Origin of the sequence: Streptosporangium jomthongense (assembly GCF_042650425.1) — a bacterium.
Lineage (GTDB): Bacteria > Actinomycetota > Actinomycetes > Streptosporangiales > Streptosporangiaceae > Streptosporangium.
The window spans coordinates 73,991-89,620 of sequence record NZ_JBHSBC010000005.1 but is presented as its reverse complement, the minus strand read 5'-3'; the positions used below and the strand labels follow the sequence as shown (position 1 = coordinate 89,620).

General features: G+C 69.1%; 17 protein-coding genes. 8 read left to right on the top strand and 9 right to left on the bottom strand.

The annotated features are described in order from the left end of the window. Positions 1–25 precede the first annotated feature (25 nt). Positions 26–697 (bottom strand): DUF4097 family beta strand repeat-containing protein, encoded by a 672-nt coding sequence (locus ACFOYY_RS07895; RefSeq protein WP_362780885.1) that lies wholly within the window; start codon positions 695–697, stop codon positions 26–28. A gap of 221 nt (positions 698–918) precedes the next feature. On the opposite strand from ACFOYY_RS07895, the gene ACFOYY_RS07890 reads away from it, so the two are divergent. Next, positions 919–1,650 (top strand): GbsR/MarR family transcriptional regulator, encoded by a 732-nt coding sequence (locus tag ACFOYY_RS07890; protein WP_352014923.1) that lies wholly within the window; start codon positions 919–921, stop codon positions 1,648–1,650. 113 nt (positions 1,651–1,763) lie between these two features. Here the strand turns inward: ACFOYY_RS07890 and ACFOYY_RS07885 are convergent, their stop codons facing one another. The 4 genes from ACFOYY_RS07885 to ACFOYY_RS07870 form a co-directional block, all read right to left on the bottom strand. Then, positions 1,764–2,420, bottom strand: a complete 657-nt coding sequence (locus ACFOYY_RS07885; RefSeq protein ID WP_386188944.1) for a hypothetical protein — start codon at positions 2,418–2,420, stop codon at positions 1,764–1,766. A gap of 344 nt (positions 2,421–2,764) precedes the next feature. Next, positions 2,765–2,989: a BldC family transcriptional regulator gene (locus ACFOYY_RS07880; protein WP_352014798.1), complete on the bottom strand. Its 225-nt coding sequence runs from the start codon at positions 2,987–2,989 to the stop codon at positions 2,765–2,767. A 19-nt stretch (positions 2,990–3,008) separates the two neighbouring features. After that, entirely contained in the window at positions 3,009–3,242 is a 234-nt protein-coding gene (locus tag ACFOYY_RS07875; protein WP_352014797.1) for a hypothetical protein, read from the bottom strand. A gap of 471 nt (positions 3,243–3,713) precedes the next feature. After that, the gene (locus ACFOYY_RS07870) at positions 3,714–4,817 is read right to left on the bottom strand and encodes an MFS transporter (RefSeq protein ID WP_362780893.1); all 1,104 of its coding nucleotides are present in this window, start codon (positions 4,815–4,817) and stop codon (positions 3,714–3,716) included. A gap of 485 nt (positions 4,818–5,302) precedes the next feature. Here ACFOYY_RS07870 and ACFOYY_RS07865 point away from each other — a divergent pair, with 485 nt between their 5' ends. After that, a complete protein-coding gene (locus tag ACFOYY_RS07865) occupies positions 5,303–5,992 on the top strand; it encodes a hypothetical protein (protein ID WP_386188941.1) in 690 nt (229 codons plus the stop codon). 105 nt (positions 5,993–6,097) lie between these two features. Here the strand turns inward: ACFOYY_RS07865 and ACFOYY_RS07860 are convergent, their stop codons facing one another. From ACFOYY_RS07860 to ACFOYY_RS07850, 3 genes are all read right to left on the bottom strand, one after another. Further along, positions 6,098–6,730, bottom strand: a complete 633-nt coding sequence (locus ACFOYY_RS07860) for a rhomboid family intramembrane serine protease (RefSeq protein WP_386188939.1) — start codon at positions 6,728–6,730, stop codon at positions 6,098–6,100. A gap of 119 nt (positions 6,731–6,849) precedes the next feature. Further along, entirely contained in the window at positions 6,850–7,383 is a 534-nt protein-coding gene (locus tag ACFOYY_RS07855; RefSeq protein ID WP_386188937.1) for an NUDIX domain-containing protein, read from the bottom strand. Between the two features lie 10 nt (positions 7,384–7,393). Beyond that, positions 7,394–7,963: a CGNR zinc finger domain-containing protein gene (locus tag ACFOYY_RS07850; RefSeq protein ID WP_352014792.1), complete on the bottom strand. Its 570-nt coding sequence runs from the start codon at positions 7,961–7,963 to the stop codon at positions 7,394–7,396. A gap of 83 nt (positions 7,964–8,046) precedes the next feature. Between ACFOYY_RS07850 and ACFOYY_RS07845 the strand changes: the two genes are divergently transcribed. The 5 genes from ACFOYY_RS07845 to ACFOYY_RS07825 all read left to right on the top strand — a co-directional run bounded on the left by ACFOYY_RS07845 (position 8,047) and on the right by ACFOYY_RS07825 (position 13,625). After that, positions 8,047–8,898 carry an alpha/beta fold hydrolase gene (locus tag ACFOYY_RS07845; protein WP_386188935.1) on the top strand — a complete coding sequence of 284 codons (852 nt, stop codon included), beginning with the start codon at positions 8,047–8,049 and terminating at the stop codon, positions 8,896–8,898. Beyond that, positions 8,895–9,497: an NAD(P)-dependent oxidoreductase gene (locus ACFOYY_RS07840; RefSeq protein ID WP_352014790.1), complete on the top strand. Its 603-nt coding sequence runs from the start codon at positions 8,895–8,897 to the stop codon at positions 9,495–9,497. The genes ACFOYY_RS07845 and ACFOYY_RS07840 overlap by 4 nt, the downstream gene beginning before the upstream one ends. A gap of 166 nt (positions 9,498–9,663) precedes the next feature. After that, complete coding sequence (locus ACFOYY_RS07835; protein ID WP_386188933.1) at positions 9,664–11,274, top strand: ABC-F family ATP-binding cassette domain-containing protein; 1,611 nt, start codon at positions 9,664–9,666, stop codon at positions 11,272–11,274. Between the two features lie 117 nt (positions 11,275–11,391). Next, positions 11,392–12,195, top strand: a complete 804-nt coding sequence (locus ACFOYY_RS07830; RefSeq protein WP_352014788.1) for a hypothetical protein — start codon at positions 11,392–11,394, stop codon at positions 12,193–12,195. A 398-nt stretch (positions 12,196–12,593) separates the two neighbouring features. Continuing rightward, positions 12,594–13,625, top strand: a complete 1,032-nt coding sequence (locus ACFOYY_RS07825) for a C40 family peptidase (RefSeq protein ID WP_386188930.1) — start codon at positions 12,594–12,596, stop codon at positions 13,623–13,625. 34 nt (positions 13,626–13,659) lie between these two features. Here the strand turns inward: ACFOYY_RS07825 and ACFOYY_RS07820 are convergent, their stop codons facing one another. After that, complete coding sequence (locus tag ACFOYY_RS07820; protein ID WP_352014786.1) at positions 13,660–14,154, bottom strand: inorganic diphosphatase; 495 nt, start codon at positions 14,152–14,154, stop codon at positions 13,660–13,662. A gap of 107 nt (positions 14,155–14,261) precedes the next feature. Here ACFOYY_RS07820 and dacB point away from each other — a divergent pair, with 107 nt between their 5' ends. Continuing rightward, entirely contained in the window at positions 14,262–15,626 is a 1,365-nt protein-coding gene (dacB, locus tag ACFOYY_RS07815) for a D-alanyl-D-alanine carboxypeptidase/D-alanyl-D-alanine endopeptidase (RefSeq protein WP_386188928.1), read from the top strand. Positions 15,627–15,630 lie beyond the last annotated feature (4 nt).

Sequence of the window (15,630 nt, the reverse complement as noted above, 5' to 3'; positions counted from 1 at the left end):
CGAGCGGACGGACGAAGGTCGCGGGTCAGAGACCGCGGGCGACGATGTCGCCGTGGGCGGTGGTCGCGTGGATGACGAGCTGGGCGGCGGCGCCCTCGGTGTTGTTGAGCGAGTTGTGGACCCGGCCGTAGGAGGTGCCGGCGTCCAGGGAGGCCGAGACTCCGGGGGCGGCGCCGATCGACACCCCTCCGGCCTCGGTGCGCAGCACGACCGTGCCGCGTACGGCCTCGGTGACGCGGATGTCGCCCTTGCTGACGTTGATCTCCGCGGGACCGTTGAGCCGACCGACCGAGATGTCGCCTGCGGCGGTGGTGATGCGGGCACTCGCGGCCTCGTCGATCACGACCGGGCCGTGCGCGCCCTCGAAGGCGACGTCGCCGAACTGTCCGACGCCCCGGAACTCGGCGTCGGCCACCTTCGCCTCGACGTGGGAGCCTGCGGGCAGCCGTACGGTCACCTCGACGGATCCCGAGGGGCCGAGGAACTGGTTCCTCCCCGCCGGGGCCGTGACCCGCAGGACGCCGTCGCCGTATTCGACCCTGGTCTGCTCCGCCGCCGTCACGTCGCGGCCCTTCGAGGGGTCCGTGGGCAGGATCTCGACCGTGGTGTCGGCCCGGTCGGCGGCGATGAGCTGGACGCGTCCCGCGGGGACGTCCAGGACGACGGAGATGGGGGCGGGGGTGTTGAAGGTCTTCATGTGCTCTCCTGCGGGCTGTCGTTTCGAACAATGGAAACGCTACGTTGCCTTTTGGGATTGAGCAACATCACTGTTGCGTGTATGAGACAAACAAGCAGGTAAAAGCATGTAAATCGTTGCGATGGGTCCACTTTCAACGCAACGGGCACCGGCTGGTGCGTTGCAATGGATCGAGATTGAACGCTATGCTGGACAGGTCGCAGACCACGAAGGAGACCCTGATGCCAGGAGGCAGGCTCACCCAGCAGGACCGCCAGCAGATCGCGCTGGGACTGGCCGACGGCCTGGCCTACGCGGAGATCGCCAGGAGCCTTGACCGTCCCACCTCGACGATCACACGCGAGGTGATGCGCAACGGCGGTCCCACCGCCTACCGCGCCGACCTGGCCCACCGCGCCACCGAACGCCGTGTCCGCCGCAGGAGGGCCGCGCCCCGGAGCCTCGACACGGCCCCGCAGGCCCACGGACGCGATGCCGAGGCGGTGCGTGAGTACGAAGAGGAGTTCGCCACCGTCTTCATGCGGTCGGGCCTGCCCAAGATGACGGCCAAGGCGCTGGCCAGCCTCTACGCCACCGACGCGGGCAGCCTCACCGCCTCCGAACTCGCCGGGCGCCTCCAGGCCAGCCCCGCGTCCGTCTCCAAGGCGATCGCGTTCCTTGAGGACCAGGGTCTTGTCCGTCGTGAACGCGACGAACGCCGCCGTGAACGCTATGTGGTCGACGACGACGTCCTGTACCAGTCGATGATGGCCAGCGCCCGCGCCACCGCCCATCTCGGCGAGGTGGCGCGGCAGGGCGTCCGCGTTCTCGGCCCCGGCACCCCGGCCGCCGCCCGCCTGGAGAACATCGCTCGCTTCGTCACCTTTGTCTCCGAGAGCATCGTTCGCGCCGCGGACCAGGCCCGCGAGATCCTCCACACGAAGCCCGAGGCGACCTCGGACGGCGCTCCCTGAACCGAACGCGGGTCGTGGCGGACGGCCTTCGCGACCCGCGCGTTCGTGGTTCGGACGTCCACCGTCGAGTCCTCCGGTCGCGGGTTCCCGACGGGAGGACGGGACGCGTGCGGTCAGTCGACCTTGGCCACCTGGTTCGCGGGAGGAACGCTGACGGAGACCCGGCTTCCCCAGCCGCTGTAGGAGGTGTCGGCCTCGGTATTGCTGCTGATCGGGTTCTTGGCGGTCTTCGCAAGAACCCACTTCGCGAACAGCCGCACCACCTGGCCCTTTTCGTTGGTCCAGAGCTGCCAGGAGATATCGGCGTTGACCTTCTTGCCGTACTCCGACCTGCATGAGGGTGAGACCGCGCACAGCGCTTTCACGGTGATGGAACCGGAATAGCGTGTCGTGGTGGTTCCCCTGTCGGACCGGGCGGATTTCAGAAGTTCACGCAGGGTCGTGGGTTCGAAGATGTTGATGTCCTGCTCGGTGAACTCGTACGGCTGATAATCGAGAATCGAGCTGCGGGCCCACGTCTTTCCCTGGGGCAGCATGTCCGACCAGGCTCCCCCCGAGGCGTAGGTCCTCCCTCCGACGACGCGGAACCTGACCTTCCTGCCGCCGCTGCTGAGGCGGGTGGCGTCCGCTGCCACCGCCCGGCCCTTTCCGAAGGCCAGGACCCCCGTGGTGTGGAAGGTGATCGTCGATGTGGCCGGTCTGTCACTCAGCCAGAACTTCCATTTCGCCGAGGTGGTCACCCCGTTTCCCGGGGTCATGAGCTTTTCCATGACCGTCACCGGATCCGGTGACGCGAGGGCCGTCTGGTGTGGGGCGAGCAGGGTCAGCGACGTCGTCGCGACCAGAAAAGAACACGACAGTGCCATCTCGACGCCTTTCGAGGAGAGGGGGACAGGGAAAATCCTGCGGTTCTCCCGGCGGCTTAGGCAACTCATATTCTGGATTCGTGAGGATGTCTGCCGGACGATGATTGCGCGGGGCGCGACTCGTGGGCTCCCCCCTTGGTCACCCGAGCGGGCCCCGCTCAATTCTCCGGCGTCAGCGCATTCTTTCGACGCTCATGAATATCGATTTTTGTGTCAGCCGCGATCCGGTTCTGCGGCCGTTCCTGCGGTCATCCCTGACGGTCGGGGTGGAGCAGCGCGCGGATGTCGCCTTCGCGGTAGCGGCGTTGGCCGCTGGGGGTGCGGACGGAGGGGATCTTTCCTGTCAGGGCCCATCGGTTGACGGTCTTGGGGTCGACGCCGAAGACGCGGGCGACCTCGGCGGGGGTGAGAAGCCGTTCTGTGGCGCCGGTTTCGGTGGTGAAGGTTCCGTCGGGGCTGACGATGCTGGTCATGAAGGGTTCCTGTACGGGGTCAGTTGCGGATGAGGTGGATGATCTCGTCCTGGTGGCCGAGGGCCCGGGCGAGACGGTGGATGGTGGTGCGAGCGACGGAGTCACGCGCCCCCGCGGCGTGCTGGGTGGGGGTGACCGGCTGGTAGCGGTGCGCCCACCACCGGGGCAGGCCGGGCAGGTCGCGTGCCTCGTAGCGCCAGCCGCGATGAATGCTGCCGAGCAGGTCGATCAGCCGCCGCTCATGGTCGGTCATGGTCGTCTCCGTTCGCGGGGCATGGGGCAGGGGCCAGAAGACGGACGGTTGACACCCGGGTGAGGGTTGCCGGATATGGCGTGTGTAATGGGACACATATGGATTTATCCGATGGCCAAGTCATGCGAACACGGCAGACACCAGGCAAAAGTGTGAGAATCCGCTGAACCCTCCCGAACAGCCACTAAAGAAACGATGGGGCGGTTTCCTTCCCTGGACGCACCGAAAACCCCAGTTTCGGCGCACAGAAATCGCCGTGGCGGAGTGTGGTTCTCACGAGGTACGGCGTGCGTCCCCGGGGTGGGGTGCTCTCCGCCGTCGGCGGGTGAGCGCACGGGCGTCCGGGGCCGATGAGAGAGATCGACGGCGCGGCGGCAGGCCAGGCCGTGCCGTACCCGTCGAACGGTGGGAGGGTCTCCTCGGCCCCGCGCGGCAGGCTTGACGGGCTCGTCCGGCGCGGGGGTCTCCGGCTCAGCCGTTGGCTGCGCGATCGGTGAGGGCGGGCAGAAGGGCGGTCATGGTGAGGACGGCGGTCAGGGCGAAGGCGAGGGGATAGCCGGTCCGCTGGGCGACCATGCCGAAGGCGACGGCGCCGATCCCCATGCCCGCGTCGTAGGCGAAGTTCCACAGGGCGGTGACCGTGCCGTACCCGGAGGCCGTGACCCGGGCGTACATCAACGTCAGGGTGGCGTTCTGGGCGATCCCGAAGCCCGCGCTGAACAGCACGACCCCGGTGACGACGGCGACGGCGTCGTTGGTCAGCGCGGTCAGGAGCATCCCGGCGGCCGAGGCCAGCAGGGCGGGCACCACGAGCCCGGCGGAGCCGTACCGGTCGCCGTGACGGCCGGCGAGCCAGCGGGCGACGGTGGCGGCGGCAGGGTGCACGAACAGGGCCGTGGCCACCAGGCCGTCAAGCTCGTCCGGTACGGCAAGCGGCAGGAACGTGACGGCGATCCCCGAGCCGAGGGCGGTGGTGGCCAGGACGGTCGCGGGCCTGACCAGGGCGCCGGTGCGGAAGCCCGCGGCCACCCCGATCGTCGGCCCCGGCAGGTCCCGGCCCTCGGGAAGGCCGGGCACCGCCAGGAGCGCGACCAGCGCGACGAGGGCCGCCAGGACGAACACGGTCTCGTAGTTCACGCGGTTGGCCAGCCAGATCCCGAGCGGCAGTCCCACCAGGGACGGCACGCCGGACACGACGCCGACGAGCCCCAGCCCTTCGGCGCGGCGCTCCGGCGGGATCAGCGCGGCGGTCAGCGTGCCGCCCGCGACGATCGTGAGCGCGAACCCCAGGCCGCGCAGCAGGCAGATCACCACGGTCCACGTGAGGTCGTCGGAGACGGTCAGCAGCAGGGCGGGCACGCCGAGCAGGACGAGTCCCGCGGCCAGGGGGAGGCGGTGGCCGTACCGGGTGACGACGCGCGGGGCGGCCAGTTCGCCGACCACCGTGGCCAGCATCAGCGCTCCCGTGGTCAGCCCGGCGGCGTCCTGCCCGCCGGAGGCCGTCGCGCGCAGCGGCACGACCGACATCAGGAGGAACAGACTTCCCAGAGCGCCGACCACGGTTACAAAGCGCAACAAAAGCGCTCTGGACAGTAATGGCGGCCGCCCATCAAGGAGCAGGGCGGTTTCTTCGCGTGGAGGCATGGGGTGCAAGTTAGAACCTGACCAAGTACTGGCGCGTTCTTTTCCGTGTCTTTGGAGAGACCGCTTTGTTGACGGCCTTAGTGAGGCCGGGACAACTCGACCAGTTCGATGGGGTTGGCGGTGGTTTGCACCCCGGCTCGTCCCGCCGGGCCGGGGGTGTTCGGGCGTCGATCGCCGGTCTCGTCGGACCCGTTCGAGCGACCGTGGCCCGGGTCGCGAACCCCTGCCCCGGCTTGGCCCAGGGCGTCGGCCGGGCGCGACCGGTCCGCACCGCGGACGGGGTCGCATCCACGATGTCCCGGCGCCCGCGGCCGTCCGGCGCGCGCCGGGAGCGGTGACTCGATCAGCGCCCACCGCTCATCCGTGAGATCAGGGGATGGAAAAGGACGTCGTGTCGTTTCCGTTTTCTGCCCGCTGTGGGGCGGCTTCACGGCCGGCCCTCAGAAACGCTGTCGGTCATTGCCCGCTCTCTCAGAACAATGAGCGGCCGCCGTTCGTCTCAACAGGAAGGTCCCGACTCTTTTGAGGGGTGCGGCGTGAAGAAGGAACGGGTTTACATCGGCCTTTCGCTTTTCGGGGTGGCCGGAATATGTGCCCTGGCGGGCTGGCTCTGGTGGCTGGACCTGTTCGGAAAGCTCGTGTTGTGGTTCGGTGCCGCGTCCTTCACCTGGAAGGGCTTCCAGGCCCTTCTGGGAAAGACCGGCTCTCCGCAGGCGCAGGTCACCGCCCAGCCGGCCCCGCCCACTCTCCCTGACTCCGCGCTTCGGGCGCCGACGAACGCCCCGTCGCCGCCCGGGAACCCCTCACCGCTTTCCGCCTCCCCGGACGGTCTGTCCGAGCGAACGGATCACGGGGAGGTCTGGGCGGCGGTGAAATCCACGACCAGCGACACCGTGCGCGGTATGCGGCGGTTCTGGGTCGTGATCGCTCTCCTTCTCCTGGTGCCGATGACGCTGGGCCTGGCCATCGGTGGGATCGTCACGCTTTTCAGCGGCGACGTGCCGACGGCCGGTCTCATGTGCGCGGCGGCCGGTTTCCTGGTGTGGTACTGCTGCGGCCCGCTGCGGCGCTTCTGGAAGACGGGGGAAATCGAGGTGACCGAATGACCGGCGACGGTCCGGGCGGGTGACGCAGGCCAGGCGACCCCTGGTCTTCGTGACGATGGGGAACCCCTTGACCACCATGCGCACGACGACGCCCGGCGGGGTGTCTCAGAGGCCGAGGTCGTCCAGTTCCTTCAGCAGGGCGGCTCGGGAGTCCTCGGGGGAGGAGGGCTTGGCGGCGCCCGCCCTGGAGGCGGGGGCGGAGGCGGAGGCGGCGGCGTGGGCACGGTTCCGGAACAGCCAGCCGCCGAGCAGACCGCCCAGGAAGCCGAACACGTGGCCCTGCCAGGCGACGCCCTCCTGGGGCAGCAGTCCCCCGGTGATCTGGTAGGCGAAGCACAGCGCCATGACGACGCCGACCACGATGTCGATCAGGTGCCGGTCGAAGGCGCCGCGCACCAGCACGTAACCGAAGTAGCCGAAGACGACGCCGCTCGCGCCCACGGCGACGCTCGTCGAGCCGGCGGTGAGCCATTCGCCCAGGCCGCTGACCAGGATGATGAGGCCGGTCACGCCGAGGAACCTGACGACTCCCCGGTAGGCGGACAGGAAGCCGAAGACGAACAGCGGTCCCGAGTTGGCCTCGATGTGCTCCCAGCTCCAGTGCAGGAACGGCGACGTCGCGATGCCGGGCAGGGTGGAGGGGGTCCAGCCGCGCACGCCGTACTGGTAACTCAGGGCGTAACCGGAGATCCAGTTGACGACCTGGACCGCCCAGATGAGGGCCAGGAAGCCGACCATCGTCCAGAAGGCCTTGCGGGCCGGCGACCATGATTTCGGCTGACTGCCCCTTGGCTTGCATCTGACGTCTCCCCGAGGCGATCACCCGACAAGGATCAACACTGTAATAGCCAGGTACGTCAGTTTTCGCCTGGATGATCCGGGGCGAGGATCAGAGTGGCGGCTCCGGGTGGTGCCAGGGGAAGACGACGGGCTCGGCGGGCACGGCGCCGGAGAGCAGGTCCCCGAGCAGGGCCGCCAGACCGAGGGGGATGACCGATTCCCGGGTCGCGCGCAGGTCGGGCAGCGACCACCAGCGGGACCGGTCGATCATCGAGCTCCATGCCGGAGTCGTCGATCTCGCCCCCGCCGGTCCGCAGGAAGAAGAAGGAGTCCTGGGAGAGGAACAGCCTGCCGTCCTTGTGGACCCAGTGCCCTGAGCTGGTGGCCACGACGGGGCCGAGGTCCTCGGGCGAGGCCCGCCGCCCGGTCTCCTCGAACAGCTCGCGGGCCGCGGCCTGTGGCGCGGTCTCACCGTCCGCGAGGCCCCCGCCGGGGGTGAACCAGGCGTGGCTGGAGTCCTTCCCCATGCCGGGTCCGTGGAAGAGCAGGACGCGGTCGCGGTCGTCGACCAGCAGGATCCGTGCGGACGGCCGGACGATCACCTCGGGCATGCCGGTGATCCTACGCCTGGGGCTCCCGGCCCGCGTGGCGGCGATAGTAGCGCGCGACCCGCACCCGGTTGCCGCACAGCTCGGGCGAACACCAGCGGCGCCGGGGGTGCGCGGGCAGGAACAGCATGCAGCAGCCCGGCCCGTCGCAGTCACGCACGGTCCCGATCGGCCCGGCGAGCAGGTCGATCGTGGCGCCCGCCAGCAGCGAAAGCAGCGTCGAGCGGTAGTCGCCCTCCCGCTCGGCCCCCACGACCACCCGCCCCTCCCGCCAGTCCAACGTCCGGTACGGCGAGGCCAGCCGGTCGGCGTCGCTCAGCGCCCGCAGCGCCCGCTCCGGCGGTTCGAGGCCCCGGCGCGCCAGATCCACCACGGTCGCGACGGCCTCGCGCAGTTCGACGACGGCCGCGCGGTCGGCCTCGGTCAGGGCGGCGGTGGGCTGGGGCAGGCGGTGCTCCTGCGAGGCCAGCCACCGGCGCAGGCCGTCGAGGGTCGCGAGGTGGTCGACGGGCCCTTCGGGGGAGCCGCCCTTGGTGTTGATCAGGTCGAGGGCGAGGGGCTCGCCGGTCAGCGGGAGGTCCATGGCTCTAATGGTACTTCGTCGCGTTGACGCATTAGATGATCGAGCGCTATAACTAATGCGTCTTCGAGCGAAAGAAGCATGTGATGAACATCGCCCACCGGTTCGTCGACGTGGACGGGGTGCGGGTCTTCTACCGTGAGGCCGGTCCCGCCGACGCTCAGACGCTGCTCCTGCTGCACGGTTTCCCGTCGGCGTCACACCAGTTCAGAAGGCTGATCGACGCCCTGGGAGACCGGTTCCACCTCGTGGCTCCCGACTACCCCGGCTTCGGGCACACCCAGGCCCCCGACGGGTTCGTCTACTCCTTCGACCGGCTCGCCGACGTGGTCGAGGGCTTCGTCGACCGGCTCAGGCTCGGGCGGTTCGCGGTCTACATGTTCGACTTCGGCGCGCCGGTCGGCTTCCGGCTGGCCGTACGGCGGCCCGAACTGGTCGCGGGCCTGGTGGTGCAGAACGGCAACGCCTACGAGGAGGGGCTGAGCGAGCAGGCGCGCGGGTTCATCGCGCTCGGCCCGGGTCAGGAGGACCAGGTCCGGGGGCTGCTGACCCTGGAGGCGACCAGGGGGCAGTACGAGGGCGGGACGTCGGACCCGGAGACGATCTCTCCTGACGGCTGGACCCTCGACCAGCACTTCCTCGATCTGCCCGGTCGCAAGGAGGCGCAGGTCGCGCTGGCCTTCGACTACCGGAGCAACGTGGCGCGCTACCCCGAGTGGCAGGAGTGGCTGCGCGCCAACCGGCCGCCGACGCTGGTCGTCTGGGGGAGCAACGACCCCTTCTTCGTCGCGGAGGGGGCCAGGGCGTACCTGCGGGACGTGCCCGAGGCCGAGCTGCACCTTTTCGATACCGGCCATTTCGCTCTCGAAGAGAAACTTCCGGAAATAACCCCTCTTATCGCCGACTTCCTTGAGCGTGTCGGAAAGGACAACGGATGAAGATCGCAGTCGTCGGAGCGACCGGCCACATCGGCTCGGCCGTACTGAAGGAGGCCGGTGACCGTGGCCACGAGGCCGTGGGTCTGGCCAGGAACGTCTCCGGGCTGGAGAACGGCGTCGCGATCGACGTGCTCGACCCCGCCTCGGTCGCCGAGAAACTGTCCGGCTACGACGCGGTGATCCTCGCCGTGAAGGGGGACGTGCCGGGGGCCGTACGGAACCTGATCGACGTGCTGCCCGGAGCCGGTGTGACGCGGGTGCTGGTCGTGGGCGGCGGCGGCAGCCTTGAGGCCGCCCCGGGACAGCGCTTCGTCGACGGCCCCGACTTCCCCAAGGAGTATCTGGAGGAGGCCACGTCCCAGGCGAAGGCGCTCGACCTGCTGCGGGCCGAGGGCGACGCGCTCGACTGGTCCTACGGCAGCCCGCCCCCGGCCTACCTGGTCGACGGCGAGCGGACCGGCGTCTACCAGGTGAGGGGCGGCGACACCCCGATCGACGGCATCGCCACCCGCATCACCGTTCCCGACTACGCCGCGGCCCTGATCGACGTCCTGGAGAACGGCTCCTTCGTCAGGGAGCGCTTCAGCACCGGTTACTAGGGCCTGTTCTCCGGCCTGCGGGGGCGCCGGGAGACGGTCCCCGAGGTCATCAGGGACGAGGATCTCCGACCGCCGCCGGGTACGGGCGCCGTACCCGGCGGATTAATGATGTGCGAACCTCTCACATCGGCGGATACCCTGCGCGAGGACCTGAGGAGGGGTTTGCGTGGGGCACGTTGAGGTTGGCCATCTGACCTATGTTCTCCCGGACGGACGGCCGTTGCTCGACGACGTGTCGTTCCGCGTCGGCGAGGGGGTCAAGGCCGCGCTCGTCGGCCCCAACGGGGCGGGCAAGACGACGCTGATGCGCCTGATCTCCGGCGACCTCCAGCCCGTCGAGGGCAGCGTCGCCAGCTCGGGCGGCCTGGGGGTGATGCGCCAGTTCATCGGCAGCATCCGCGACGGGCGCACCGTGTACGACCTGCTCCTCGGCGTCTCCCCCCTGGGCGTACGGCAGGCCGCGGAGAAGCTTGAGGCCGCCGAACTGGTGATGATGGAACGCGAGGACGAGAAGGCCCAGATGCGCTACGCGCAGGCCATCTCCGACTACGGGGACGCCGGCGGCTACGACATCGAGGTGCTCTGGGACACCTGCACCATGGCCGCGCTCGGCGTGCCGTACGACCGGTGCAAGTACCGCGAGGTCAACACGCTCTCTGGCGGTGAGCAGAAGCGGCTGGTCCTTGAGGCGCTGCTGCGCGGGCCCGACCAGACGCTGCTGCTGGACGAGCCGGACAACTACCTCGACGTGCCGGGCAAGATCTGGCTGGAGCAGGCGCTGCGCGAGACGCCCAAGACGGTCCTGCTGGTCAGTCACGACCGGCAGCTCCTGGCCAACGCCGCCGACCGCATCGTCACCGTCGAGTCCGGAAACATCTGGATCCACGGTGGCGGTTTCGCCACCTACGCCCAGGCCAGGAAGGACCGCAACGAGCGCCTCGGCGAGCTGCGGCGCCGCTGGGACGAGGAGCACGCCAAGCTCAAGCGCCTGGTCGTCATGCTCGGCCAGAAGGCGAAGTACATGGACACCATGGCCGCCGCCTACCACTCCGCCCAGACGCGGCTGCGCAGGTTCGAGGAGGCCGGGCCGCCCGAGGTCGCGCCGAGGGACCAGAACATCAGCATGCGCCTGCGCGGCGGCCGTACCGCCAAACGCGCGGTGATCTGCGAGAGCCTCGAACTGACCGGCCTGATGAAGCCGTTCGACCTGGAGGTCTGGTACGGCGAGCGGGTCGCGGTGCTCGGTTCGAACGGCTCGGGCAAGTCGCACTTCCTGCGCCTGCTGGCCGGGGAGGAGATCCGGCACACCGGGCTGTCCAGGCTCGGTGCCCGGGTCGTGCCCGGTCACTTCGCGCAGACCCACGCCCGTCCCGAACTGCTCGGCAAGACGCCCTGCGAGATCGTCATGACCGAGCACGCGAAGCTGCGCAACGAGGCCATGAAGGCGCTCTCGCGCTACGAGCTGGCCGGTGACGTGGGCGACCAGCGGTTCGAGACGCTGTCCGGCGGACAGCAGGCCAGGCTGCAGATCCTGCTGCTCGAACTGTCCGGGACCACCCTGCTGCTGCTCGACGAGCCGACCGACAACCTCGACCTGGCCAGTGCCGAGGCCCTCCAGGAGGGGCTCAACGCCTTCGACGGGACGGTGCTCTCCGTCACCCACGACCGTTGGTTCGCCGAGGACTTCGACCGCTATCTGGTCTTCGGCTCCGACGGCAGGGTCTACGAGTCGTCGGAGCCCGTCTGGGACGAGACCCGGGTGGTCAGGAAGCGCTGAAACATGCCTTTGGGGATTCTGTACAAATAATCCGGCATAGGGAATCTCAGTTAAAGAATTCCCCCGAGGCGTGCGTGTCCGGTGTGAGCCCGAATAACCACGGGTTATCACGGCTATGTGACGCACAGTACCCGAATCGTCGGCGCCATCGCCCTGCTGCTCCTGGCCGGATGCTCCACCGGTCCCGAACAGCGGGAGGCGGCTCCGCTCAAGCCGCTCACGGTCAAGGAGCAGGTCTCGTCCGTCGTCAAGAAGGACGGGGGGTACGTGGTGAACTGGGCCGGCGTGCTCGCCAACAGCAATCCCTGGCATTTCGGGGAGAACGTGGTGGCCACGGTGATCGCCAAGGACGCCGCGGGCAAGGAGATCATCCGGTTGCAGCAGCCCCTGGACGCCGTGCCGCCCGCCGGGCTGTTGCCGTTCAGCGGTGAGGTGGTCGCCACCGAGCAGCCGACCCGGGTCGACATCGACTACCGGCCCGCCGAGTGGCGGCTCGCCGGGCGGATCGTCTCGGCCTTCCAGCCGTTCCCGGTCACCGACGTGATGACCGTGCGCAGGGAGAACGGCTACGTGGTCGTCGGCTACGTCGGCACGCCGTACCGGCTGCCCGCGGGCAGCCTGGAGGTCACCGCGCTGCTGCGGGACAAGGACGGCAAGCTGCTCGGCGGCGGGAGCGCGTTCGTCGACGACGTCCGCTCGGACAGTACGCGGCGTTTCGTCATGCACATCGAGAGCGTCCCGAACACCAAGCAGATCGCGAAGGCCGAGGTCGAGGCGCACACCTGGGGGTCGAGCAGCCGTCCCTACGAGCAGCTCGCGCTGGGCGGCAGCGTGCCGGTACACACGGTCAAGCCGACGACGGCCGCCTTCGCCAGGGATCGGGGCAGGCAGGGAATGGCCGCGGGGGACGCCAGACCGTGACATTGGGCCTTTCGGGCATTTAGTGTGTTTCACCTTTTTGGTGGGGCTCCGGGTCTTCCGAGACCCGGAGCCCTTTTTTGTGCACGCTTTTTGATGTGATTTTTCCTGCTTTTCCGGCATTTTTAAAAGGCGGGGGAAATTTCGGGGAATGTGGGAGTAATGAAGGCTGGGGGAGAACCAGGGGGTCTGTGCGGGAAAGGTCCTTCTTCGGGCGTTGTTCCCGGCATTTTCCATGCCTGATGCGCCTGAGAGGAAATCCCACTGAACGACGCCGATCGCGTTATGTGTGTTACATGTGTGCGAAGAGTGACTATGGGGAATCTGGAGTCAAGCGAGCTGTCATGCAGTGACACATAGCGATATGCGCTGATTCGTTGGCGTTATGGGAGAGGTGAAATATGCACTCCGTACGCGGAAGGCGTTGTCACGTCGTCGCGGTGGTCTCCGGACTGGCATGCTGCCTGGTCGCGGGCGTGGAAGCCGGTTCAGGAGCCACGGCCTGGTCCCAGACCCGAACCGGCCCCACGGCCGAGGAGGTCGCCGAGGCGCGCTCCGCGGCCGTCGAGCGAAGTAAACAGTTGGACGACGCCACGGCCAGGCTGGACGAGGCCAGACGGCGTCTGGAGGAACTGGTCGCCCTGGAACGCGCGGGAGGGCCGACCCCTGCGCTCTCGGCCCTCCCCGACGCCCCTGGCGCCTCCGCCGCAACGGCCGTGAGGCCGGACCCCGAGGTGGACGAGGACGAGATCCTGGCCCAGGCGCGGAACGTCGGCCCGGACGGCGAGAGCGGGACGACCGTCTCCGGATTCGGCCCTGACGTGGTCGGGCAGGCGGCCGAGGTGCGCAGGTTCAGCCTGGAACGCGCCCGGCTCAGGACGGAGGCCGAGACGGCGCTGACCACCGCGCAGCGACTGGTCGCCGAGCGGGAGGCGGCCAGGAAGAGGCGAAGGGCGGCCAAGGGGCGCTCCAGGGCGCGCGCGGCGGCCCAGCAGGCGCAGAAGGCCCAGACGGCCCAGGTCGTTCAGCCGGTCCAGACGACCCAGGCCGTCGCGCTCACGGAGCAGACACGCGGGAACGTCGTCGCGGACTGGGCGCTGACCCAGATCGACAAGCCCTACGTGTGGGCGAGCGCTGGACCGTCCGGCTACGACTGCTCAGGGCTCACCATGCAGGCCTGGGCCAGGGTCGGGGTCAAGATGGACCACTGGACGGGCACCCAGTGGACCGCGGGCAGGCACGTGCCGTACGACCGGCTGCAGCGTGGGGACCTGCTCTTCTTCGGCCGTGGTACCCGTAGACCCGCCGACATCCGGCACGTGGGCATCTACATCGGAAACGGCATGATGGTGCACGCCCCGCAGACCGGGGACGTGGTCCGGGTCGCGCCGATGTGGCGCAAGGACCTCATCGGCGCGACCCGCCCCGCCTGAGGGCGCGGATCCGCAGTGTCAGACAGGCGGCGGATCAGTGCTGGTGGCCGGCCTCCTCGGCGCGCTTGATCGACCGCGCGATCTCCTCCTCGGCCTCGACGCGGCCGACCCAGTTGGCGCCCTCGACCGACTTGCCGGGCTCCAGGTCCTTGTAGACCTCGAAGAAGTGCTGGATCTCCAGGCGGTCGAACTCGGGGACGTGGTGGATGTCGCGGATGTGCTCCATCCTCGGGTCGGTCGCCGGGACGCACAGCACCTTGTCGTCACCGCCCTTCTCGTCCGTCATGCGGAACATCCCGACCGCGCGGCACTTGATCAGGCACCCCGGGAAGGTCGGCTCCTGAAGCAGCACCAGAGCGTCGAGGGGGTCTCCGTCCTCGCCGAGGGTGTCCTCGATGAAGCCGTAGTCGGCGGGGTACTGCGTGGAGGTGAACAGCATCCGGTCGAGCCTGATGCGGCCGGACTCGTGGTCCACCTCGTACTTGTTCCGTTGCCCCTTGGGAATCTCAACGAGAACGTCGAACTCCACCGCGTGTTCCTCCGCTCAAGCCCCCGGGCACCCCCGGATGGGCGTTAATGTCTCGTAGAAGTATCGAATGATGAGAGGTCGGCGACATAATGCGGCGCGAGCGGGGGGTGGCCTTGGTCACTCTCGTCTTGCTGCAACTGTTCGTCGTCGCGGCCGGCGCTCACCTGCTCACCAGCGACGAGCTGACTGAGAAGGCGCCCGAACCGGTCGCTTCGGCAGAGCCGCCTCCACCCGTCCCGGTCATCACCGCGGGTCCGGTGCTGGCCGCGCGGGGGAACGGACCTCTCCCTGCCAAGGGTACTTTGGCGGCGAAGCTCACTGAGGCGTTGGGGGACCCCGCACTGGGCGACAGCGTCGGCGCCGCGGTCGTCGACGTCGAGACCGGCGCCCTGCTCTTCGGCAGCGGAGCCGAGACGGGCGTGACCCCGGCCTCGACGACCAAGATCGCGACCTCCGTCGCGGCGCTGGCCTCACTGGGCCCCGACGCCACGATCAGCACCCGCGTCGTGCGCGGCCCGACGTCGAAGTCGATCACCCTGGTCGGCGGGGGCGATCCCACGCTGAGCGCCAGGAAGGCTCCCGGCGTCTACCCCCAGCCCGCCTCGCTGGCCGTCCTGGCCATGCGTACGGCCAGGGCGCTCAAGGCGACCGGGATCACCATGGTGAACGTCACCTACGACGACAGCCTCTACACCGGCCCGAGAACCGCCCCGACCTGGAAGCCCGGCTACGTGCCCGAGGGCAGCGTCGCCCCCGTGACGGCGCTCGCGATCGACGAGGGCAAGGTCGCGCCGGGCAGCCACCAGCGGGTCTCCGACCCCTCCCGTACGGCATACGCCACGTTCGTCTCGCTGCTGACGAAGTACGGCGTGAAGGCCGCCAAGGTCACCAAGGCCAGGGTCAGGGCGCCCAAGGAGGCCCAGGAGATCGCCAGGGTCGACTCGGCTCCCGTCTACGCCCTGGTCGAACGGGCCCTGACGCTCAGCGACAACGACCTCACCGAGGCCCTCGCCAGGCAGGTGGCCCTCAAGGAGGGCAGGCCCGCCTCCTTCGAGGGGGCGGCGCAGGCCGTGCTCGGGGTGCTCGGCAGGCTGAAGCTGGCCCAGGGGGTGCGGGTCTTCGACGGCTGCGGCCTGTCCCCGAGGAACCGCATCGCCCCGGCCGCCCTGGCCAGGCTCGTCGCCGCGGCCACCTCCCCGGCCAACCCCCACCTGCACTCGGTGATCAGCGGCATGCCCGTCGCCGGGTTCACCGGCACGCTGGGGCACCGCTTCGTCAAGGACGACGCGGTCCACGGCCTCATCCGCGCCAAGACCGGCACCCTGGACGGGGTCAACGCGCTGGCCGGGACGACCGTGACACGCGGCGGACGCCTGGTGACCTTCGCCTTCATGGCCGACAAGGTCCCGCCCGGCTGGGGCAAGGCGGAGGCGGCCCTCGACAGGCTCGCCGCCATCGTCGCCGCAGGCTGATTGA